Below are 21,243 nucleotides of genomic sequence, written 5' to 3'. Positions count from 1 at the left end.
GCTTCGCTCGCCCGTTCGCGAGCTCTCACCGGCATCTCACCCGGCGGCCGAGCGCTCACCGCGCCGCCCGCAGATCGACGCCGGTCTCGTCCGACCCTGCGCCCCGGCCGGCGTCCGCGCCGGGGCGCTCCGCGCTCCGCTCGCGCCAGCGCAAGACGGCGGGGAGCGCGACGAGCGCGGCCGCGAGGCAGGCGAGCTCCCCCAGCACCGCGAGCAGGCCGAACGAGAACAGCGCCTGGTTGCGCGCGACGAGGAGCGAGGCGTAGCCGATGATCGTGGTGAGCGAGCAGAGCGCCACCGCCCCGCCGGTCGTCCGCAGGATGTCGGAGATCGAGCGCGCGTTGTCGACGCGCCGCCGCTGGAAGATGTTCGTGGCGTAGTCGACGCCGATGCCGAAGGTGATCGGGAGCGCGATGAAGTTCAGCATGTTGAGGCGCAGGTGGAGCACGCCGGCGAGCCCGCCGAACCACAGCACGCCCACGGCGAGCGAGGCGAGCACCCAGCCGGCGTCGGCGAGGGAGCGCACCGAACGCTTGCCGAGGCCGAACGCCACGAGCACGAGCAGCACGACGCCCGCGAGCGAGAGGACCGTCGCGCGCGGGCCGTCCGCCTGGATGGCGTAGAGCACGTCCGCGAAGACGAGCAGCGAGCTCGCCACCGGCGCGTCGGCGGGCAGGCCGAGGCCGCGCAGCTCCTGGGTGAAGCGGAGCACGTCGCGCCCGTTCCAGACGTCGATCTTTCCGGACGGGTAGACGAGCACGGGCGTACCCACGCGCCCGTCCAGCTCGGTGAGCTGGCGCCGCAGCACGTCGGGCAGGTCCATCACGCCGAAGGGCCGGAGGTCCGCGGGCGGGAGCACCGCCTCGACCGCCATCCGCCTGTCCGGCGGGAGGAACGACAGGTTCTCGCGCGTCGCGAGCGCGCGGATCTCGCGCACGACCGGGAGCTTCTCCTCCTGGTCAGGGGGGACGAAGGCCTCGATCGAGATCACCGAGCCGATGGTGGTCGCCGGGGTCGCGCGGCGGTGGTCCTCGATGCGGCGCGCGAGCTCGCGCGCCTGGGCCTCGTCCCTCGCGAGGAGGGCGGTGGGGGTGAGGTGCTCGCCGAACAGGTCGTCGACGCGCGCGTCCCACCAGCCCGGGCCGCCCCGCTCCATCGCCGAGGCGTCGCGCAGGTTGCGGAAGTCGTACTCGAGCGCGTCCTTCGCGAAGTGCGCGATGGCGAGGACCGAGACCGCCGAGAGCACGACCGCCACGAGCGCGGTGACGCGCGGCGCGCGCTCGACGAGGTGCGAGAGCGCGAGCGTGAAGATCGGGCGTGACGGCCGCTGGCCCTCGCGCGTGATGGGCGAGCGCCGCTCCCAGGCGAGGACGAGCGGCGGCGTCATGACGTAGGAGAACAGCCAGGAGAGCGCCATCCCCACGCCGCCGATGAGCCCGAACTGGTTGAAGCCGCGGAAGTCGGTGGAGAGCAGCGAGGCGTAGGAGACGCCGGCCGCGAGCGCGGCCGTGAGCGTCGCGAGCCAGGTCGCCCCCACCGCGGTCTGCATGGCCGGGATCGGCCCGGCCCCGTGCCGCCGCTCCTCGAGGTAGCGCGCGAAGAGGATGAGGCCCACGTTGATGCCGTTCCCGACCACGATGGAGCCGAGGAACGCGGTGTTCGAGTTGAGGTGCCCCACCGCGAGCTCGGCGACGCCGAACGTCGCGAGCACGCCGGCGAGGAGCGGGATCCCGACCGCCGGCACGGCCTTCCAGGTGCGGTTGTAGATCGCCACCGCCGCCGCGACGGCGAGGATGACGAGCAGCGTCGCCCACACGAGGTCCTCGGCGAGCGCGTCGTGCTCCATCACGGTCGAGGTCACGTACCCGCCGTAGTTCACCTCGAGCGCGGGCGCGTACTTCTTCGGATCGAGCTCCTTCACCGTCCTGCGGACGAGCTCGTTCAGCGCCGCGACCTTGCCGTAGTCTCCGGGAGTCGAGCCGAGCCGGACGATCATGGCGAGGATCGTCATCTTCTCGCCGGGCCTTCCGGGGACCGGCACTTGACCCATCGTGTACCCTTCGCGGAAGCGGCCGAGCAGCTCCTTGCGGTCGCCGCCGAGCTTCGCGATGAGCCCCTCCACGTCCGGCGCCGCGCCCTCCGCCTTGCCCTCCCGGCTCGCCTGCTCCCAGGCGACGCGCCCCGCGAGCACGTCGCGCAGCTGCTCGAGCTCCGCCTTCGGCGGGAAGAGCAGCAGGCGCGGCCGGTAGAAGTCGGCGATCTCGTCCACCCGGTACTCCACCCAGCGGACGAGCTCCTTCGGCGCGGCGTCGAGCTTCTCGGCGAGATCGTCGGCGAAGAGCTGGAGCGTCACCGCGTCGGCGCCCGAGAGGATCACCGTCTGCTCGGCGAACCCGCCCACGCGCGCGGTGACGTTCTCCAGATCGACCGCGCTCTTGCTCGTGGCGGGGAGCAGCTCCGACAGGTCCGGGCGCAGGTCGCTGTAGAGCCGCACCGCGCCGACGCCCCCCGCCAGCGCCAGCACGGCGCAGACGGTGAGGAGGAGGGTGCGGTGGCGGTCTGCGAAGCAGACCCAGCGCTCGAACGGTCGCATGGTCGGGTACGTATCCTTCTCCCGGGCGTCCGGTGGGCACACGCGCCAGGGGCAGGTGTTCTACCGCATTTCACCCCGGTTTGATTCCAGCAGACCCCCGCTGTTCCCGGGGTCGCCCGGTCACCCGGAGAGGATGCGCGCGGCCTCTTTCGCGTCGAGCCGCGCCAGCCGGGCGCCCCCCTCCTCGCCGAGCACGACGTACGAGAGCGCGTCCGGGGTGAGCCCGCCGGCGTTCGCGTAGGCGTCGCCGGGCCGGAGGTGGGGGACGTGCACGTGGCCGAACACGCCGAGCGCGCACCCCTCGCGCGCGACGAGCGCGAGGCAGCGGCGCCGGAACATCGCGAGCATCCGCTCCTCGGCCACCACCCGCGCGAGGGCCTCCACGGTGCGCGCGGCGCCGCGGACGAGCGTCAGCCGCCCGAAGCGGCGGGAGATGCCGTCGCCGAGCCGCCCGATGGGCGAGCGGCTGATCGGGTCCGCGGCGTGGCCGTGCGCGACGAGCACGCGCCCGATCGCCGGCGCGTCGAGCACGAGCTGCTCGGGACCGGCGGCGGGGTCGTGGTTCCCCGCCGTGCGCTCGAGCCTCCCCTCGGCCGACAGCGCGGCGATCGCGCGGACCACCTCGGGGTGCGCCGCCTCGGCCCTCCCCTCGCCGGAGAAGAGGACGTCGAAGACGTCGCCGTTGAGGACGACCCGGACGCCCGCCTCCCGCGCCCGGGCGAGGAACGCGCGCGCGAGCCCTCGCGACGCGACCGGGGTCTGCGGCGCGAGGTGCCAGTCGCTCGCGATCCAGATCGTCACCGCCCGCTCGCTCCTCGCCGCGCGAGGAGCGCGTCGTAGAGCGCCTGCGTTCGCTCGCGCGCGAGCGCGTGGAGGGGCTCGACGAGCGCACGCTCCCGCCCGCGCCCCGGCGCGTGAGGCACCGGGATCGGCTCACCGAGCGCGGCCTGGAGCCGGGCGGGCAGCGGCAGCGGCGACCAGAACGAGAGCCGCTTCACGCGGAAGCCGGGGTACGCCTCCGCGCCGCCTACCACCGCGAGCGGCACGATCGGCACGCCGGCCTCGAGGGCGAGTCGGACGAAGCCGTGGCGGCCGTCCCAGCGGAGCCGGTAGAAGTCGCGCGCCGGTCGCGCCTCGCGCATCCCGCCGGGCGTCACGAGCAGCTGCTCGCCGCGGCGCAGCACGGCGAGGCAGCTCTCCTCGCTCGGGTCGATGAGGCCGAAGTGGCGCTTCAGCACGGGCAGGCCCGGCAGCGCCTTCTCGATGCGCGACTCGGCCGCCACGATGCGGAGCGGCGTGCGCGGGCCGCCGCGCTCGTGCCAGCGCTTCCAGGCGATGTGGTAGCCGGCCAGCACGAGGTCGAGCACGAGGTAGCCCGCGCCGTGCAGGGCCACGTAGATGCACGGCCCCTCCGGCGGCGGCGGCCCCTCGAGCGTCATCCGGTGGTACCTGGAGAGCGCCCGCGCCCAGGGGAGGTAGGCGCCCCGGTAGTACCAGCGCTCGGCGTCGATGGGGGGCGGCGGCGCGGCGGGATACGTCACGTGAGGCTCCAGGGGCTGCGGCGCGCGGCCGACGCGCGGCCGACGAGCGCCTCGGTCGCCGCGGCGACCGCGTCGGCGAAGGCGCCGACCAGGGTGGCCTCGGCGCTCGCGGGCGGGGCGAGCGGCGCGCCGAACCAGTAGTCGAGCGGCACCGGCAGCGGCAGGGGCGGGAGCCACGCGCTATGCCCGCGGCCGAGGGGGAGGCGCAGCGGGTGCTGCTGGTCCGCGCCCGCCATGGCGACCGGCACGACCGGCACGCCCGCCCGCGCCGCGATGCGCGCGTAGCCGCGCCGCCCCTTCCAGTCGAGGGCGTCGGCCGGCCCGTACAGCTCGCGCGCCCCGCCGGGGAAGACGAGCACCGACTCGCCGCCCGCGAGCGCCGCGAGCGCGGCCTCCTCCGTCGCCTCGATGGTGCCGACGTGCCGGCGCACCCAGCCGAGCGCCGGCAGCCGATGCAGCGAGGTGCCGCGCTTCTCCATCGGCCGGAACGGCACGCGCCCCGTGTCCCAGAACGACACGAGGCCGAGCAGCATCGTCTCGAGGTAGAGCCAGGTGCGGGGGTGCTTCGCGACGTAGATCACCGGCCGGTCCGCGGGGACCGCCTCGAGGCCGTGCACGCGCGGGCGGTAGTAGAGGCGGAGCGCGCGCGCGAGCGGCACGAGCACCGCCGTCTGCCGCCAGGTCCGGGGAAAGCGAGATGTTCTGACGGGGGCTGCGCCCCCGCCCCGCCGAGCAGAGCTCGTCGGGGGCCCACCCCGGCTCGCCGGGTCCCGTGCGCCACCGCGGGCGGCTTCGCCGCTGTCGCGGTGGCGCCCCGGCGGGCTCGCTTCGCTCGTTGACTGTTTCCGACTCATGCTCGGTCGTTACACCGGCCGCACCGCCGCGCGCGGCCGGGCCTCCTCGAGGGCGGTGCTCGCCGCGCCCGGGAGCGCGGCCCGCGCGACCGCCTGCGCGTAGACGTGCAGCACCCGGGCGGCGACGCGGCTCCAGCAGAGCGCGTTCGCGCGCGCCCGACCGCGCAGGGCGAGCTTCGCGCGCAGGTCGCGATCCACCGCGGCGCGCCAGAGCGCCACCGCGAGCGCGCCGGGATCCCCGGGCGGCGTGAGCAGCGCGGCGCCGCGCGCCGCCTCCGCGTAGCCGGGCAGGTCGCTCGCGACCACCGGGCAGCCCGCGGCCATCGCCTCGACGAGCACCATCCCGAAGCTCTCGCCCCCGAGCGACGGCGCGCAGAACACGTCCGCCCGCGCGTAGGCCTCGGCGAGCGCGGCGTCCTCGAGGCGCCCGCGGAACCTCACGCCGAGGTGGGCGGCGCGCGCGCGGAACCGCTCCGTCGCGCCGGCGCCGACGACGTCCACCTCGACGCCGCGCCCCTGCGCGCGGAGCAGCGCCACCGCGTCGAGGAGGACGGAGAAGCCCTTCCGCGGCTCGGCGAAGCGCCCCACGAACAGCACGCGGACCGCCCCGCCCGCGGGCTCGTCCGCCGGACGCGGGGGCCGGGCCGCCGAGGCGGCGGCGAAGCGCGAGAGGTCCACGCCGTTCGGGATCACCGCGGTGCGGCCGCGGTAGATGGTGCGCGAGAACGCCTTGGCCGCCCGGGACACGGCGATCCCCGCGTCGATGCGCGAGAGGCCCGCCGAGGCGACGGCGCGGAGCGCACGCTGCAGCGGCAGCTCACGCTCGGCGTTGGCGTGGAACGTCGCCACCACGGGGACGCGCGCCAGGCGAAGGGCGTGCCGTCCGGGCCCGGGGACGATGGGCTCGTGCACGTGGAGGAGCTCGAAGCGGCCGGCCTCCAGGTACGCGCGGGTCGCGCTCGCCGACTGGAGCAGGCCGATCCGGGCCACCGAGCCGTTCGCCGGCACCGGGACCACGCCCGGCACGCCGTCGCAGCCGTCCGGCACCGCCCCGCTCGCGGGACCGAGGACGCGCACCTCGTGCCCCTCGCCGCCGATGGCGCGGGCGAGCGCCTGCGCGTGCCGGTTCACGCCGCCTTCGTGCGAGAGGTCGTACGGCGTGACGATGCAGATGCGCACGGGGGGACACCCGGAGCTATTGCGCGCAGCGGCCGCCGCGCCGAGGTGGCCCCGCCGCCCGCGAAGGCGGGCGGGGCCCACTCTAGCAGGAGGGGCGGCCGCGCGCGGCTACCCGACCTTGCTCTGCGACGCCGCCGCGACGGCCTGCGCGTAGCGGCGGAGCTGGGCGTGCAGGTTCGTCTGCTGCTGGAAGAGGTCGTGCACCTGCGAGTGGCCGGGGGCCACGACGGGGCTCTTGAAGAAGAACGAGAGCCACTCCTGCGCACCCTTCTCGCCCGCGCGCTGACCGAGGTCGGCGAGGAGCGCGAGGTCGAGGACGATGGGCGCCGCGAGGATCGAGTCGCGGCACTGGAAGTTCACCTTGATCTGCATGGGGTAGCCGAGCCACCCCACGATGTCGATCGCGTCCCAGCCTTCCTTGTTGTCGCCGCGCGGCGGGTAGTAGTGGATCGTGACCTTGTGATCCATGTCCCCGTAGAGCTCGGGGTGGCGGCGCGGGTCGAGGATCTGGTCGAGCACGCCGAGCTTCGAGACCTCCTTCGTCTTGAAGCTCGCGGCGTCGTCGAGCACCTCGCCGTCGCGGTTGCCGAGGATGTTCGTGGAGAACCACCCGTCGAGGCCGAGGAGCCGCGCCCGGAGCATCGGCGCGATCGTCGTCTTCATCAGGGTCTGGCCGGTCTTGAAGTCCTTGCCGCCCGTGACGACGCCCTCGCGCTCGGCGAGCTCCTGGAGCGCGGGGGTGTCCTGCGAGAGGTTCGGCGCGCCGTTCATGAACGGGATGCCGCACTTGAGCGCGGCGTACGCGTAGATCATCGACGGCGCGATGGTCGGATCGCTCTTGTCGAGCGCCGCCTCGAACGCCTTCAAGGACAGGTGGGCGGCGCCGACCTGCGCGTAGACCTCGGTGGAGCCGGTCCACACCATCACGCCGCGCGCGCAGCCGTTCTTCTGCATGAAGCCGCGGATGTCGGCCTGGAGCTCCTCCGCCTTCTGGCGCAGCGAGCCCTTCTTCACGTTCGGCCCGTCGAGCCGGCGGACCCACTCCTTGTCGAACACCGCCGGCATGGGCTTCACCGCCTCGAGCTCGGCGCGGATCGGGTCGAGGTGCTCGTGGCCGAGCACCTTCGCGCGGCTCGCCGCGGCGTACGCGTCGTCGGGGATGGGATCCCAGCCGCCGAACACGAGGTCGTCGAGGCTCGCGAGCGGGAGCACGTCGGAGACGCGCGGACCGACCTCGCCCCGCTCGTCGATCAGGTGGCCGAGCTGCGTCAGCGAGCCGATCGGGGAAGCGAGCTTCCGCCGCACGGCGATCGCGCCGGCGACAGCGGTCGTCGCCACGGCACCCATGCCGGGCAGAAGGACGGCGAGCTTCTCGCCTTTCCGCACGGGCCTAACCCCCAAACCGGTCTTCATGTGTGGTTCCTCGTAGGCTGACCGCCTGCTCCTGCACCAGGAAGGGGCACGGCCGACGGTTGAGCGCGGTTTCTATCGCATGGTGCGCCGCGGCGGAAGGGGCCGAGTGGTCGTGCACCCGCTCCCCGGCATGTCGGGGTCGCGCCTGCTCGGCCGCGTTCGGGGGAGCCGATGCGAGTGGGATGGGTTCGGCGTGCGAGGAGCGTGCGCGAACGCGCACCGCGAACGCGCCGCGCGGCGAGGAGCCGGCGCCGCTACCCGCCCGCCGCCGGCGCGCGCGGCACGATCCGTACCGAGGGTGCCTTCACACGCGCGACGACCGCGCGGCCGGGGACGAGCGCGAGCGCGTCGGCGGAGCGGCGCGTGACGAGCGCGACGAGGCGCGCTCCGCAGTCCACCGCGACGCGCACGAGGGGGCCCTCCTCGAGGCGCGCGACGACCACCCCGGGCAACCGGTTCTGCGCGGACGAGCCGTGCGGCGCCGCGTCCTCGAGCACCACGTCCTCCGCGCGCACGCAGGCGTAGGCCTCGCCCTCGAGCCCGCCGGGATCGACGCCGACGAGCACCACCGCGCCGGCGAGCACGGTCGCGAGCCCGCCCTCGCGCGCGGCGATGCGCCCCGGGAGCACGTTCTCCGTGCCGACGATGCGCGCGACCTCCACGTCGGCGGGCGCGCTGAACACCTCGTGCACCGGCCCGACCTGGCGCACGCCGCCCTGCGCCAGCACCACCATGCGGTCGCCGAGCGCGAGCGCCTCGGTGCGATCGTGCGTGACCACGATGGCGGGTACGCCAGAGGACTCGAGGAGCGCGCGCAGCTCGCCGCGCAGCCGCTCGCGGGTGGGCGCGTCCAGGGCGGAGAGCGGCTCGTCGAGGAGCAGGAGCCGCGGCCGCGGCGCGAGGGCGCGCGCGAGCGCGGCGCGCTGGCGCTGCCCGCCGGAGAGCGCGGCGGGCCGGCGGTCGAGCAGCTCCGCGATCCCCATCCGCTGCGCGACCTCCCGCACCCGCGCGGCGCGCTCGGCGCGCGGCGTCGCCGAGAGCCCGAAGGCGACGTTCCCCGCCACGGTGAGGTGCGGGAACAGCGCGTGGTCCTGGAAGAGGAGCCCGACGCCGCGGCGCTGCGGCGGCACGAAGGCGCCGGTCGCCGCGTCCGCCCAGGTCTCGCCCGCCATGCGGATCTCGCCCGCGTCCGGCCGATCGAGGCCGGCGAGGAGGCGGAGGACGGTCGTCTTGCCCGAGCCGGAGGGGCCGAAGAGCACGGTGACGAGCCCGCCTTGGAGCGGGAGCTCCACCCGGGCGCGGACGACCGGGCCGGCCGCGAAGCGGCGCTCGACGTCGAGGCTCAGCGTGCGTCCCATCGCGGGAACCTCCGCTGCTGGAGCGCGTGGACGGCGACGAGGACCAGGAACGAGGCGGCGAGGAGGAAGGCCGCGGTGCGGTTCGCGGCGGCGTAGTCGAGCGCCTCGACCTGCTCGAAGAGCGCGATGGAGAGCGTGCGCGTCTCGCCCGGCACGTTCCCGCCCACCATCAGCACGACGCCGAACTCGCCGAGGGTGTGCGCGAAGGCGAGCACGGCGCCGGCGAGCACGCCGTGCCAGGCGAGCGGGAGCGTCACGCGGAAGAAGGTGGCGAGCGGAGAGGCTCCCAGCGTGTGCGCGGCCTCGACGAGGCGCCGGTCCACGCCCGAGAGCGCGGCGGCGAACGGCTGCACGGCGAAGGGCAGGCTGTAGAGGACCGAGGCGACGAGCAGCCCCGCGAACGAGAACGGGAAGGGGTGGCCGAGGAGCGCCTCGAAGCCGCGCCCGGCGGCGGTCCGCGGCGCGAGCCCGACGAGCAGGTAGAAGCCGAGCACCGTCGGCGGCAGCACGATCGGCAGCGCCACCACCGCCTCGACCGCGAAGCGCAGGCGCGAGCGCGTGGTCGCGAGCCAGTGCGCGAGCGGGAGCCCGAGCAGGACCAGCGCGAGCGTGGTGAGCGTCGCGAGCCAGAGCGAGAGCCTGAGGGCCTGGAGATCCATGCCTCAGGGGAGCGCGTAGCCGTGGCGGGCGAGGATGCGCCGGCCCTCGGCGCCCCGCACGAAGGCGAGGAGGTCGCGGGCGAGCGCGGGGGCGTGCGCGGCTCCGAGCACGACGGCGGACTGCTCGATGGGCGCGGAGAGCGCGTCCGGCACCGGGACGCTCCGGCCGGCGGCGGCGAGCTCCGGAGCGCTCGCGAGCGAGCGCGGCAGGAGCGCCGCGTCCGCGGCGCCCGTCAGGGCGAACTGGGCGGCCTGCGCGACGCTCGTCCCCAGCACGAGCTTCGGCCTCACGGCGTCGAGCACGCCCGCGGCCCGGAGCGCCGCCTCCGCCGCCCGCCCGTAGGGCGCGAGGGCCGGGTTCGCGAGCGCCACCTTGCGGACGGCGGGATCCGCGAGCGCGGCGAGGCCGCGCCGCTCGAGGTCGAGGCGCGAGCGTGCGGGGACCCACACCGCGAGCCGGCCGATGGCGTAGACGACCTCCCCCTGCGCGAGCCCCGCCTCGACGAGCTTCTGCGGGTACTCGCGGTCTGCGGAGAAGAACAGGTCGAGCGGGGCGCCGCTCCGGATCTGGGCGAAGAACGCGCCCGAGGCGCCGTAGGTCACCCTCACCGTCGCCTCCGGCCGGCTCGCCTGGAACGCCTGCACGAGCTCGTCGAGCGCCGGCTTCAGGTTCGCGGCGGCCGCGACGGCGAGCGGCTGGCGCTCTGCGACGGCCCGGGCGGGACCAGCCAGCACCGCCAGGAGGAGCATCAGGTAACGCATTCGGAGAACATGGTAGCATGTTGTTCCTCGTGGCGAACTCGCTCCTCACCACCGAAGAGGTCGCGCAGCTCCTCCGCGTCCACCCGAAGCAGGTCTACAGGCTCCTCAAGCGGGGCCTGCCAGCCCGCCGGGTGGGGGCGGAGTGGCGGTTCGAGCGGGACGACGTCCTCGGCTGGGCGGCTCGCACGGGCGCGCAGGCGACAGGCTCCGACGGTTCTGGCCCGAGGGGCGGCGCGGCCCCGCTCGCGCCGCCGCTCGTCGCCGCGAACGGCGACGTCGCGGTCGAGCTCCTCCTGCGCCTCGCGCGCGACCGCGGCGAGCCGGTGCTCGGGCTCGTCCCCGCCGACATGGGCGAGGGGCTCGCGCTCCTGCGCCGGCGGGCCGTGCTCGCGGCCGGGGCCCACGCCGGTGCGTTCCCGCCGGAGCTCGACGGCGAGCGGCTCGCGCGCGTGCACCTCGTCTCTCGCGAGGTCGGGCTCGTCGCGCGCGCAGGCCGCGAGGTGCCTCCCCTCTCCGCGCTCGCCGGGCTCCGGCTCGTCTCGCGCCCACCCACCGCCGGCGTCCGCGCCCACCTCGACGCGGCGCTCGCGGAGGCCGGGTTGGACCCCTCCGCCGCGCACGCCGGCGCGATCCTCCTCGCCTCGCACGCCGAGGTCGCCGCGGCGGTCGCCGCGGGCCGGGCCGACGTCGGCCTCGCCTCGGCTGCGTGGGCCGCGCGGCTCGGGCTCGCGTTCCGCCCGCTCGCCCGCGAGCCGTACGGCCTGCTCGTGCGCGCGAGCGACCTCGGCGATCCGCGCGTGGTGCGGCTGTGCGAGGTGGCCCAGTCGGCGGCGTTCGCGCTCGCGGCGCGAGAGGTCCCGGGCTACGACGCCGCGGGGGCGGGCGACATCCGCTACGACGCGGCGTGATGGCGGCGCTGCCAGCGCGGGCGGATCCCTCCCGCTGCGCTCGCGCCCCCGGCCCATCGGGCGCGCGCTCGCCCGTCCGGCGGGGAACCTCGCACGGGCGACCCGGAAGGCCCCTGCGCGCCGCCGCCGCGGCGCTCATCGACCACCGCATCGGAGGACGCCATGGCGACCCCTGCGCGAGCCCTCGAGCGCCACCGCATCCCGGCGGCCTCGGACACTCGGAGCACGCTCCGCGCGCTCGAGGTGCTGCTCGCGCCGCTCGGCCCCCGCGACTTCGCCGTCCGCCTCTGGACCGGCGAGACACTCCCCCCCGCCGCGGGGCTCGAGGCGCGCTTCGTCCTCGTGCTCACGCACCCCGCCTCGCTCCTGCGGATGTTCTGGCCGCCGGGCGAGCTCACGCTGGCCGAGTCGTTCGTCCGCGGCGACTGGGACGTCGAGGGCGACCTCGTCCACGCGATCTCGCTGCGGGACCGGCTGCGCGTCGGCCCGCGCGAGCTCCTCGCCCTCGCGCCGCTCGCGACCGCGCTCTTCCGCCGCGCCTCGGCCGCGCCGCTCGCGCGCGCGGCGCACCTCCGCGGCGGGAAGCACACGCCGCATCGCGACGCCGAGGCGGTGCGCCACCACTACGAGGCCGGCAACGACTTCTACGCGCTGTGGCTGGACGCGCGGATGGTTTACTCGTGCGCCTACTTCGAGGAGCCCACCCGCTCGCTCGACGAGGCGCAGGAGGCGAAGCTCGAGCTCGTCTGCAGGAAGCTCCGCCTCGCGCCCGGGGATCGCCTCCTCGACATCGGCTGCGGCTGGGGTGGGCTCGTCACCTGGGCGGCCGAGCGCCACGGCGTCTCGGCGCTGGGGATCACGCTCAGCCCGGCCCAGGCGGCGCTCGCGCGCGAGCGGATCGCCGCGCGCGGTCTCGGCGACCGCTGCCGCGTGGAGGTGGCCGACTACCGCGCGCTCTCCGGCGAGCGCTTCGACAAGCTGGTGAGCGTCGGGATGGTCGAGCACGTCGGCGTCGCGCGCCTCGAGACGTACTTCCGCCAGGCGTTCGGGCTCCTCCGCCCGGGCGGCCTGTTCCTGAACCACGGCATCTCGCCCGCGGTGCCGCGCGATCACGGGCTGCGCTCGAGGCTCCTCCGCGTGGGCGGGTTCGTGCAGAAGTACGTCTTCCCCGACGGTGAGCTGCCGTTCCTGCACGAGACCGCGGCCGCGGCGGTCGCGGCGGGGCTCGAGCTCCGCGACGTGGAGTCGCTGCGCGAGCACTACGCGCTCACACTGCGCCACTGGATCTCGCGCCTGGAGCGCCGCAGCGAGGAGGCCCAGCGCCTCGTGGGCCCCGCGGCGTACCGGATCTGGCGTCTGTACATGGCGGGCGCCGCGGACGACTTCGACCGCGCGCAGAACACGGTGTTCCAGGCGCTCTACGTGAAGCCGTCCCGCGGGGCGAGCGGGCTGCCGCTCACGCGCACCCTCGCCGCGGCGCCTCCGCAGGCGGGCGCGGGCCGCTGATCCGCCGGGCCGCGGGCCTCGCGGAGAACGGAGCCGCCGGAGCGCCCTCCGTGCGGGCAGGCGCCGCGTGATGCCGCGCGCGGTCCGCGTCGCTACCTGTGCAGGAGGCCATGGCGGAACGCGTCTTCCACCTCCTCGTCGTGTCGGCGGTCGTGATGGGCCTCGCCCAGACGATCGCGAAGGAGAAGGTGTTCGAGCCCCTCCGCAACGCGCTCGGCGGCAAGGAGACGTGGCTCGGCTACCTCGTCTCGTGCCCCTACTGCGTGTCCCACTGGATCGCCTTCGTGCTCGTTCCGCTCACCGGCGCGGTCTACGTCCGCGTGACGCCGCGCTGGGGTCTCGCCTCCACGATCCTCGACGTGTTCCTCTCGTCCGTCCTCGTGGTGGTGATCGCCGCGTTCATGCGCGTCGCCTTCTGGTTCGTGGATGAGAGCCAGGGGCTCGTGCGTCGCCAGCAGCGGACGGAGGAGGCGGCGACGCGGCTCGTGCGCGAGCGGGCGGAGGCCTTGCGCGAGGGAGGCGACGATTCGCCGCGCCGCCAGGCGGAGGATGCGGCGGACGAGCGAGCGGCCGCTTCGCGACGTCACTGAGCACTGGGAGCGCACGCCCGGTGGTGCGCTGCGCCGGCCCACGGCAGCGTGGCTGCAGCCGCAAGTGTAGGCGGTTGCCCGATGCCTGAGGGGTGTCGATCATTCTCGTGCGAGGGGAACCGGGGGGGACCAGTGAGGCAGGTGGGCGCGAGAACGTGCCCGTCGCCCTCACGGGCTGGAGGGCGGTGAGGCCGGAAGGCCCACCGCCCTTCACTTTTCTTCACGTCGAGGACGTGCGTTCGCAACCGCGCCGGGGGATGCTCCGCCACCATGAGCTCGCCGTTCCCCCGCTTCACTGAGAGCACGCGGCCGCGAGCGGCCGGGACGAGCCTCCCCGCTGGCCCGGCTGCGCGGGCGCGGTCCCGCCGTCACGCCGAGGGTCGCTCCGTCTCCCTGTTCTTTTGACAGCCGGGCGGGGCTGCGTGAAATACGCCCCGCACCGGCTACGTAAGGGCCCGTACGCACCCCTCGCCATGACCACGACCGAGCTCCTCCAGGACGGATCCGTCGTCGCTCGCGCGCTCACCTCCCCGGCGGCCGGCATCGCCGAGGTGGCCGAGCGGCGCCGCTCGCTCACCGCCCTGGGCGTCGCCACCCTGGCCTCGCTCGTCCTCGCCGCGGTGCTGCTCCCCCGCCTCGACTACGCCGCCGCCGCCGAGCGGGGCGCGCGCGGCCCCGAGGCGCAGGAGATGACGCAGTTCCAGCGCGAGGAGGCGGTCGCGACCGCGCGCAAGCTCGGGCACATCGCGGGCTGGGCCGGCGCGGCGCTCTCGCCGGCGCTCCTCGCCCTCGGCGCCGCGGCGGGCCTGTTCGCGGGCTTCCGCGTCGCGGGGACCCGCCCCGGCTTCAAGGAGACGTTCGCGGTCGCCTCGCACGGGATGCTGCCCGTGTGGCTCGGCGGCCTCTTCGCGATCCCCGCCGCGGTGGCCCGGGCGCCCCTCGCTCCGGAGGAGGTGCCGCGGCTCTTGCCCTCGAGCCTGGCGGCCCTCGCGTCGGGGGCAGCGCCGCCGCTCGCGGCCGCGCTCTCCGCCGTCGACCTCTTCGCGCTCTGGGCGGTCGTGCTCGTCGCGACCGGCATGGCGCGCGCCGCCGGCGCCTCGCGCGCCCGCGCCTTCACCGTCACCATCGTCCTCTACGCCGCCTACGTCGCCCTGCTGAAGGTCGTCCCTGCCGCCGCCTTCGGCGGCCCGAGAGGAGGCTGAGCCGCCTTGGCCCGTCCCATCGCCGCAGCGCTCGCGCTCGCGCTCGCCGCCCCCGCGGCCGCCGAGAGCGCCCTCACGCTCGACGACGCGCTCGCGCTCGCGGCGCGCGCGAACCCCGAGCTCGCCATCTCCCGCGCCGACGCGGACCTCGCCCGCGCCGAGCGGACCGCGAGCGTCGCCGGCGCGCTGCCGCGCCTCGACCTCTCCTCGTCGGTCGGCCACAGCTTCATCGGCCGCTCCTCAGAGGCGGGCGCCATCTACGACCCCAGCACCGGCCAGGTGGTCCAGACCGGTCTCGCCTCCGACACCGAGGCCTACTCGCTCGGGCTCCAGCTCACCCAGCCCGTGTTCGACTGGGCGACCCTGAACGACGTGCGGCGCTCCGGCTTCAGCCGGAGCGCCGCCGAGCGGCAGTACGACGAGGCCGCGCTCGCCACCGCCTTCGACGTCACGCGCCGCTTCTACGAGGTGGTCCGCGCGGAGCGGAGCCTCGCCGTGCTCGAGAACACCGCCGCCCGCTCGAAGGACCTCGTCGATCGCTCCGACGCGCTCTACGCCGCGGGCCGCGCGCCGAAGAGCGACACCTACAGCGCGCGCGTGAACCTCGGGAACGACCTCATCAACGTGGAGCGCCAGCGCGCCCTCGTCGCGCAGGCGCGCTCCGCGCTCGCGCAGGTGCTCGGCGAGGAGGCGCTCCTGGCGCGCGTCGTGCCGCCCGCGACGCTCGATCCTGCGGCCGGCGCCCCCGGCGCGCCGCCGCCCGCCGAGGCGGTGCTCGCCGCGGCCCGCGAGCGCCGCCCCGCGCTCGCCGCGGAGCGCGCGCGCGTCGAGGCGGCCGACGCGGCGATCCGCATCGCGCAGGCGGGCTACCTGCCGCGGCTGGACGTGCAGGCCGGCTACAACCGCAACGGCGTGGAGCTCGCGGGCAAGGGGGGCGTGTACTCCGACCCCTCGCGCGACTACACGGCGAGCGTGCAGCTCGTCGCGTCGTGGAACCTGTTCGAGGGCCGCCGCACCTCCGCGGAGGTGCAGCGCGCCGAGAGCCTCGCGCGGCGCGCCCGCGCCTCGGCGGAGCGGACCCTCGACGCGGTCGCGAAGGAGATCACCGACTCCCGCGCGCTCGCCGAGGCGCGCGCGCGGCAGGTCTCCCTCGCCACCGACAACCTGCGGATGGCGGAGCAGGGGCTCGCGCTCGCGCGGGAGCGGCTCGACGCCGGCCTCGCGACGCAGCTCGAGCTGCGCGACGCCTCCCTGAAGCTGACCCAGGCCGAGCTCGCGCTCGTCGAGGCGAGGATCGATCACGCGGTCGCGATCGCGGATCTCGCGCGCGCCGCGGGAGGACCCATCTAGATGGCGACGCACAACCCCGCATCGATGCCCGCCCCCGAGCCCGCCGAGCGCCCCGCGCCCGAGGGGCCCGTCCTCGCCCGCCCTCCGCCGCGGATCCGCATGAGCTGGACGAAGCGGATCGTCGCGACCCTCTTCGTCCTCGCGGTCGCCGCGATCACGGTCCTCTCGCTCCGGCCGCGCCCGGCGCCGCCGGTCGCGATCCAGGCGATCACCGCGCGCAAGGGCAGCATCACCCGCATCGTCACCGCCGCCGGGAAGCTCCAGGCGGCGACCGAGGTGAAGCTGTCCTCCAACATCTCGGGCGACCTCCTCGAGCTCAACGTGAAGGAGGGCGATCTCGTCAAGAAGGGGCAGGTGCTCGGTCGCATCGACGCGCGCCGCTACACGGCCCAGGTCTCGCAGCAGGACGCGGCGCGCGCCTCGGCCGCGGCCGACCTCCAGTCGCAGAACGTGAACGTGACGCAGCTCGAGCAGGAGCTCGGGCGCGTCGAGCGGCTCGCGCAGAGCGGCAACGCGAGCACGGCGGAGGTGGAGCAGGCCCGCGCCAAGGTCCAGGGCGAGCGCGCCCGGGCCGACGCCGCCCGCGGGCGGATCGAGCAGGCCGACGCGGCGCTGCGCGAGGCGCGCCACCTCCTCTCGCTCACCACGCTCACGGCGCCCATCGACGGCGTCGTGACGAAGCGCCAGAAGCAGGTCGGCGAGCGCGTGCGCGGCTCCGACTTCTCCGAGGACGTCATCGTCGTCATCTCCACCCTGTCGCAGATGGAGGTGAACGTGGAGGTCGGCGAGCACGAGGTGGTGTTCGTGAAGGAGGGCGACACCGCCGACATCGACATCGACGCCATCCCGGAGCGGAAGTTCCCGGCCCAGGTGGTCGAGGTCGCGCGGAACGCCACCGTGAAGAACGCGGGCACGGAGGGCGAGGTGACGACGTTCGTCGTCCGGCTCGCGCTCACGGAGCGCGTGCCGGGGGCGCTCCCCGGCATGAGCGCGCAGGCCGCGATCGCCACGGACACCCGCGACGGCGCGGTGGTGGTGCCCATCCAGGCGGTCACCGTGCGGCCGGAGAAGGAGCTGCGGGCCGGCGGGAAGGGGGCCGCCCAGGAGGACCCGCCGCAGGAGAACGGCGGCGCGCCGGCGAAGCCCGGCAAGAAGCCGCGCCGCGAGCCGCTCCGCAAGGTGGTCTTCGTCGTGGACGGCGGCGTCGCGAAGGTGCGCGAGGTCGAGACCGGGCTCGCGAGCGACACCGAGATCGAGATCGTGAAGGGGCTCGCGGAGGGCGACAAGGTCGTCGAGGGGCCGTACCGCGTCCTCTCGCGAGAGCTCGCCGACGGGAAGCCCGTCACCGAGGAGGTCCCGGGGGCGAAGGGGCCGAAGGGGAAGGGCTAGCCGTGGACGACGCGCTGATCCTCGTCGAGGACCTCTGCCGGTACTACGAGGTGGGCGGAGAGACCGTCCGCGCGCTCGACGGCGTCTCCTTCGCGATCGAGCGCGGCGAGTGGGTGGCGATCGTCGGCCAGTCGGGATCGGGCAAGTCGACGCTCATGAACCTCATCGGCTGCCTCGACACGCCGAGCTCCGGCAGCTACCGGCTGAACGGCGCCGACGTGCAGGGGCTGGCCGACGACGCCCTCGCCGACCTTCGCAACAAGGAGATCGGCTTCGTCTTCCAGACGTTCCAGCTCCTCCCCCGCGCCACCGCGCTCGCCAACGTCGAGCTCCCGCTCGTCTACCGCGGCGTCTCCCGGCGCGAGCGCCGGGACCGCGCCGAGGCGGCGCTCGCGGCGGTCGGCCTCACGAACCGCATGCACCACCGGCCGAACGAGCTCTCCGGCGGGCAGCGCCAGCGCGTCGCCATCGCGCGCGCGCTCGTCGGCGAGCCGTCGCTCCTGCTCGCGGACGAGCCCACCGGTAACCTCGACTCCTCCACCGGCGAGGAGATCATCCGCCTGTTCGACGATCTCCACCGCCGCGGCCACACCATCTTGCTCGTCACCCACGAGCCGCGGCTCGCCGCGCGCTGCCCCCGCGCCATCCGGCTCACCGACGGGCGGGTGGTCGGCGACGGGCCGGGCGCGGAGGTCGCCACGCTCACGGCGGCGCGCGTGGTGCACGCATGAGGCGGCTGCGGCGCGGGCTCGTCCGCGCGGCCTCGGAGATCTCCGAGGGCGTCCGCATCGCCCTCGCGAACCTCGTCGGGGCGCGGCTGCGGAGCTTCCTCACCACCCTCGGCATCGTCATCGGGGTCATGACGGTGATCGCCATCGTCGCGATCATCCAGGGCCTCAACGCGTCGTTCGAGTCGCAGATCTCGACCCTCGGGGCGGGCACGGTCTACGTCTCCAAGTTCGGCTGGTTCGTGGCGGGGCGCGACGCGTGGTGGGAGATGCGCAACCGCAAGGACCTGGGCCGCCGCGAGCTCGAGGCCATCCAGCGCGAGGCGCTGCACGCGAGCGCCATCGCGCCGATGGCGATGACGAGAGGTCCGGTGACGCGCGCCGAGAAGGAGGTCTCGTCCGTCCAGATCATCGGCACGAACGCGCAGTACCTCGAGACCGGCGCGGGCTCCGTCGCAGCGGGGCGCTTCCTCGCGGAGATCGACGTCGATCTCTCGCGCAACACGGTGGTGCTCGGCGCGGAGCTCGTCGATCGCCTGTTCCCGGGCGCCACGGCGGAGGGCGCGCTCGGCAAGAAGGTCGTCGTGAACGGGATCCCGTTCACCGTGGTGGGCACCATCGGACGCCGCGGGCAGCTCCTCGGCATGAACATGGACGCGAACGTCATCGTCCCCTACACCACCTTCCTGCGCGACCTCGGCGGCAAGCGCTCGCTCAACATCGCGGTCGCCGCCGCGCCGGAGGACCTCCCCGCGCTCGAGGACGAGCTCGTCGGCATCCTCCGCCGCGTGCGGCAGGTCCCGCCCGACAAGAAGGACGACTTCGCCCTCAACCGGCAGGAGCAGTTCCTCAAGGTGTACCGGCAGCTCACCGGCGCGCTCTACGGCGTGGCCATCGGCGTCGGCATGATCACGCTCGTCGTGGGCGGCATCGGCATCATGAACATCATGCTGGTGTCGGTCACCGAGCGGACCCGCGAGATCGGCGTGCGGCGCGCCCTGGGCGCGCGGCGGCGCACGATCCTGCTCCAGTTCCTCATCGAGTCCTCGGTGGTGGCGGCGCTCGGCGGGGCGGTCGGGACGGCGCTCGGCCTGGGCGTCGCCCAGCTCGTCGCGCTCCTCACGCCGCTCGCCGCCGCGGCGACGCCCTCGGCGGTGGCGCTCGGCATCGGCTTCTCCGCCGGCGTGGGGCTCCTCTTCGGCTCGTGGCCCGCCTGGCGGGCCGCGCGGCTCGATCCGGTGGAGGCGCTGCGCTACGAATGACCGCCCTCCTCGACACCATCGCGATGGCCCTCGGGACGCTCCGCGCGAACGTCCTGCGCTCCGTGCTCACCCTGCTCGGCATCGTCATCGGCGCGTCCACGGTGGTCGCGATGATGTCGCTCACCGAGGGGTTCCGCCTGAAGCTCACGAGCGACTTCGCCGCGCTCGGCGCGGGCGCCTTCCAGGTGCAGAAGTGGCCCGCGCTCCAGTTCGGCCCGCACGACCACCGGAAGTACGAGCGGCGCCCGGACCTCACCCGCGAGCAGGGCGAGGCGCTCCGCGAGCTGCCGCACGTCGCCTACGTGTCGATCGAGGAGTGGGCGCGCCGGCCGGAGGCCCTCGCCACCCGGGATCGCACGACCAAGCAGAACATCAGCGTCTGCGGCGCGCTGCCGGACTACGAGCGCGCGAACGGCGTCGACATCGCCCTCGGCCGGTTCCTCAGCCACACCGACGTCCAGCTCGGCCGGCGGGTCATCGTCATCGGCGCCGACGTCCAGGACATCCTCTTCCCCGGCCAGGATCCGCTCGGCCAGGAGGTCCGCGTCCGCGGCGTGCCCTTCGAGGTCATCGGGGTCGCCGAGCGCGAGGGTTCGCTCCTCGGCCAGTCGAAGGACGGATGGGCGGTCGTGCCGTGGACCGCCTACGAGCGCGCGCTCGGGAAGGTGCGGAACAACAACATCGCCGTGGTCGCGACGACGCCGGACGACGCGCCCAGGGCGCTCGAGGAGGTGGTGGCGAAGCTCCGCCGCATCCGCGGGCTCGCGCCGCACGAGGAGAGCGACTTCGAGATCTTCTCGAACGACACCTCCGCCCAGCTCTTCGACAACCTCGCCAAGATGGTGGGCGCCGCGACGTTCGGCGTGTGCGCGCTCGCGCTCCTCGTCGGCGGCATCGGGGTCATGAACATCATGCTCGTGTCGGTGACCGAGCGGACGCGCGAGATCGGCATCCGCATGGCGCTCGGCGCGCGCCGCCGGCGCATCCTCTCCCAGTTCCTCGTCGAGTCGGTCTTCCTCTCGGCCCTCGGGGGGCTCGTGGGCGTCCTGCTCGGCGCGGGCCTCGCGCTCGGGGCGCGGGAGATCTGGCAAGTTCCCGCGAGCATCCCGGCGTGGGCGGTGATAGTCTCCCTCGCCTCCGCGGGCGGGGCAGGCCTCCTGTTCGGCATCTACCCCGCCGCCCGGGCGTCGAAGCTCGACCCCGTCGAGGCGATGCGGACCGAATAGGAGACGCGGGACGCGTGGACCGGTCGAAGCTCGTCAAAGAGGTGCGGGGCTGGACGTTCACCATCCTCGCCGTCCTCGCGTTCCGGACGTTCCTCTACGAGGCCGTCTACATCCCGTCGGGCTCGATGATCCCGACCCTGCAGATCGGCGACTACGTCATCGTCGAGAAGTGGGCCTACGGGGCGCGCCTGCCGTTCACCGAGACGGCGCAGGCCACCTGGCGCAGCCCGGCGCGCGGCGACATCGTCGTGCTCCTCGCGCCGCCCGGGAACCCGCGCGACGACGACCTCATCAAGCGGGTGGTCGCCGTGGGCGGCGACACGGTCGAGATCCGGGACGGCCACCTCGTCGTGAACGGCGCGCCGGTGGCGCGCGAGCGCGTCCCCGGACGCTGCAGCTACTGGAACAAGAACGAGGGCGGCCCGTGGCGCGAGGAGCCGTGCGTCGACTTCGTCGAGTCGCTCGTCGATCACCGCTACCACACCTTCTGCACGCCTTACCTGCCGTGCGGTGACGTACCGTCGGTGAAGGTGCCCGACGGGACGGTGTGGCTCGCCGGCGACCACCGCGACCACTCCGCCGACAGCCGCGTGTTCGGCCCGGTGCCGGTCGGCCGCATCAAGGGCCGCGCCTGGCTCGCGCTCGTGTCCTGGGGTCCGGGCGGGCCGCGCTGGGACCGTCTGTTTCACTTCGTGAATCATTAGAAGCGGGGGACTCCGTCCC

The 21,243-nt window shown here is 74.9% G+C and carries 19 protein-coding genes; 10 read left to right on the top strand and 9 right to left on the bottom strand.

The features are described from left to right. Window positions 1-55: 55 nt before the first annotated feature. The 9 genes from MLV88_RS22780 to modA all read right to left on the bottom strand — a co-directional run bounded on the left by MLV88_RS22780 (window position 56) and on the right by modA (window position 10,359). Window positions 56-2,593 carry an MMPL family transporter gene (locus MLV88_RS22780; RefSeq protein ID WP_242361597.1) on the bottom strand — a complete coding sequence of 846 codons (2,538 nt, stop codon included), beginning with the start codon at window positions 2,591-2,593 and terminating at the stop codon, window positions 56-58. Window positions 2,594-2,713: 120 nt separating this feature from the next. Further along, the gene (locus MLV88_RS22775) at window positions 2,714-3,394 is read right to left on the bottom strand and encodes a metallophosphoesterase (protein WP_242361594.1); all 681 of its coding nucleotides are present in this window, start codon (window positions 3,392-3,394) and stop codon (window positions 2,714-2,716) included. Further along, entirely contained in the window at window positions 3,391-4,134 is a 744-nt protein-coding gene (locus MLV88_RS22770) for a lysophospholipid acyltransferase family protein (protein ID WP_242341335.1), read from the bottom strand. The genes MLV88_RS22775 and MLV88_RS22770 overlap by 4 nt, the downstream gene beginning before the upstream one ends. Beyond that, entirely contained in the window at window positions 4,131-4,793 is a 663-nt protein-coding gene (locus MLV88_RS22765) for a 1-acyl-sn-glycerol-3-phosphate acyltransferase (protein WP_242361588.1), read from the bottom strand. Before MLV88_RS22765 ends, MLV88_RS22770 begins: the two co-directional genes overlap by 4 nt. A gap of 204 nt (window positions 4,794-4,997) precedes the next feature. Beyond that, entirely contained in the window at window positions 4,998-6,167 is a 1,170-nt protein-coding gene (locus MLV88_RS24745; protein ID WP_242371965.1) for a glycosyltransferase family 4 protein, read from the bottom strand. A gap of 108 nt (window positions 6,168-6,275) precedes the next feature. After that, window positions 6,276-7,580 (bottom strand): inositol-3-phosphate synthase, encoded by a 1,305-nt coding sequence (locus MLV88_RS22755; RefSeq protein WP_242340042.1) that lies wholly within the window; start codon window positions 7,578-7,580, stop codon window positions 6,276-6,278. Between the two features lie 254 nt (window positions 7,581-7,834). Continuing rightward, window positions 7,835-8,938, bottom strand: a complete 1,104-nt coding sequence (locus MLV88_RS22750) for an ABC transporter ATP-binding protein (RefSeq protein ID WP_242361585.1) — start codon at window positions 8,936-8,938, stop codon at window positions 7,835-7,837. Then, complete coding sequence (gene modB, locus MLV88_RS22745) at window positions 8,923-9,597, bottom strand: molybdate ABC transporter permease subunit (RefSeq protein ID WP_242340044.1); 675 nt, start codon at window positions 9,595-9,597, stop codon at window positions 8,923-8,925. Before modB ends, MLV88_RS22750 begins: the two co-directional genes overlap by 16 nt. A gap of 3 nt (window positions 9,598-9,600) precedes the next feature. Continuing rightward, window positions 9,601-10,359, bottom strand: a complete 759-nt coding sequence (gene modA, locus MLV88_RS22740; RefSeq protein ID WP_242371963.1) for a molybdate ABC transporter substrate-binding protein — start codon at window positions 10,357-10,359, stop codon at window positions 9,601-9,603. Window positions 10,360-10,376: 17 nt separating this feature from the next. Between modA and MLV88_RS22735 the strand changes: the two genes are divergently transcribed. The 10 genes from MLV88_RS22735 to lepB all read left to right on the top strand — a co-directional run bounded on the left by MLV88_RS22735 (window position 10,377) and on the right by lepB (window position 21,224). Continuing rightward, on the top strand, window positions 10,377-11,267 hold the full coding sequence (locus MLV88_RS22735) for a helix-turn-helix transcriptional regulator (RefSeq protein WP_242340046.1): 891 nt from the start codon (window positions 10,377-10,379) through the stop codon (window positions 11,265-11,267). A gap of 162 nt (window positions 11,268-11,429) precedes the next feature. Beyond that, complete coding sequence (locus MLV88_RS22730) at window positions 11,430-12,773, top strand: SAM-dependent methyltransferase (RefSeq protein ID WP_242356422.1); 1,344 nt, start codon at window positions 11,430-11,432, stop codon at window positions 12,771-12,773. Between the two features lie 110 nt (window positions 12,774-12,883). Then, a complete protein-coding gene (locus MLV88_RS22725) occupies window positions 12,884-13,363 on the top strand; it encodes a DUF1360 domain-containing protein (protein ID WP_242340048.1) in 480 nt (159 codons plus the stop codon). A gap of 473 nt (window positions 13,364-13,836) precedes the next feature. Next, window positions 13,837-14,565 carry a YIP1 family protein gene (locus tag MLV88_RS22720; protein WP_242340049.1) on the top strand — a complete coding sequence of 243 codons (729 nt, stop codon included), beginning with the start codon at window positions 13,837-13,839 and terminating at the stop codon, window positions 14,563-14,565. A 6-nt stretch (window positions 14,566-14,571) separates the two neighbouring features. Continuing rightward, window positions 14,572-15,915 (top strand): TolC family protein, encoded by a 1,344-nt coding sequence (locus MLV88_RS22715; RefSeq protein ID WP_242340050.1) that lies wholly within the window; start codon window positions 14,572-14,574, stop codon window positions 15,913-15,915. Next, on the top strand, window positions 15,916-17,304 hold the full coding sequence (locus MLV88_RS22710; RefSeq protein WP_242340051.1) for an efflux RND transporter periplasmic adaptor subunit: 1,389 nt from the start codon (window positions 15,916-15,918) through the stop codon (window positions 17,302-17,304). Window positions 17,305-17,306: 2 nt separating this feature from the next. Further along, on the top strand, window positions 17,307-18,035 hold the full coding sequence (locus MLV88_RS22705; RefSeq protein ID WP_242340052.1) for an ABC transporter ATP-binding protein: 729 nt from the start codon (window positions 17,307-17,309) through the stop codon (window positions 18,033-18,035). After that, window positions 18,032-19,294 carry an ABC transporter permease gene (locus MLV88_RS22700; protein WP_242340053.1) on the top strand — a complete coding sequence of 421 codons (1,263 nt, stop codon included), beginning with the start codon at window positions 18,032-18,034 and terminating at the stop codon, window positions 19,292-19,294. Before MLV88_RS22705 ends, MLV88_RS22700 begins: the two co-directional genes overlap by 4 nt. Further along, window positions 19,291-20,520 (top strand): ABC transporter permease, encoded by a 1,230-nt coding sequence (locus MLV88_RS22695; protein WP_242356326.1) that lies wholly within the window; start codon window positions 19,291-19,293, stop codon window positions 20,518-20,520. Before MLV88_RS22700 ends, MLV88_RS22695 begins: the two co-directional genes overlap by 4 nt. Before the next feature lie 14 nt (window positions 20,521-20,534). Beyond that, the gene (gene lepB / locus MLV88_RS22690) at window positions 20,535-21,224 is read left to right on the top strand and encodes a signal peptidase I (RefSeq protein WP_242356328.1); all 690 of its coding nucleotides are present in this window, start codon (window positions 20,535-20,537) and stop codon (window positions 21,222-21,224) included. Window positions 21,225-21,243 lie beyond the last annotated feature (19 nt).

Origin of the sequence: Anaeromyxobacter soli (assembly GCF_022808855.1) — a bacterium.
Lineage (GTDB): Bacteria > Myxococcota > Myxococcia > Myxococcales > Anaeromyxobacteraceae > Anaeromyxobacter > Anaeromyxobacter soli.
This window is presented reverse-complemented; position numbering and strand designations above follow the sequence as displayed.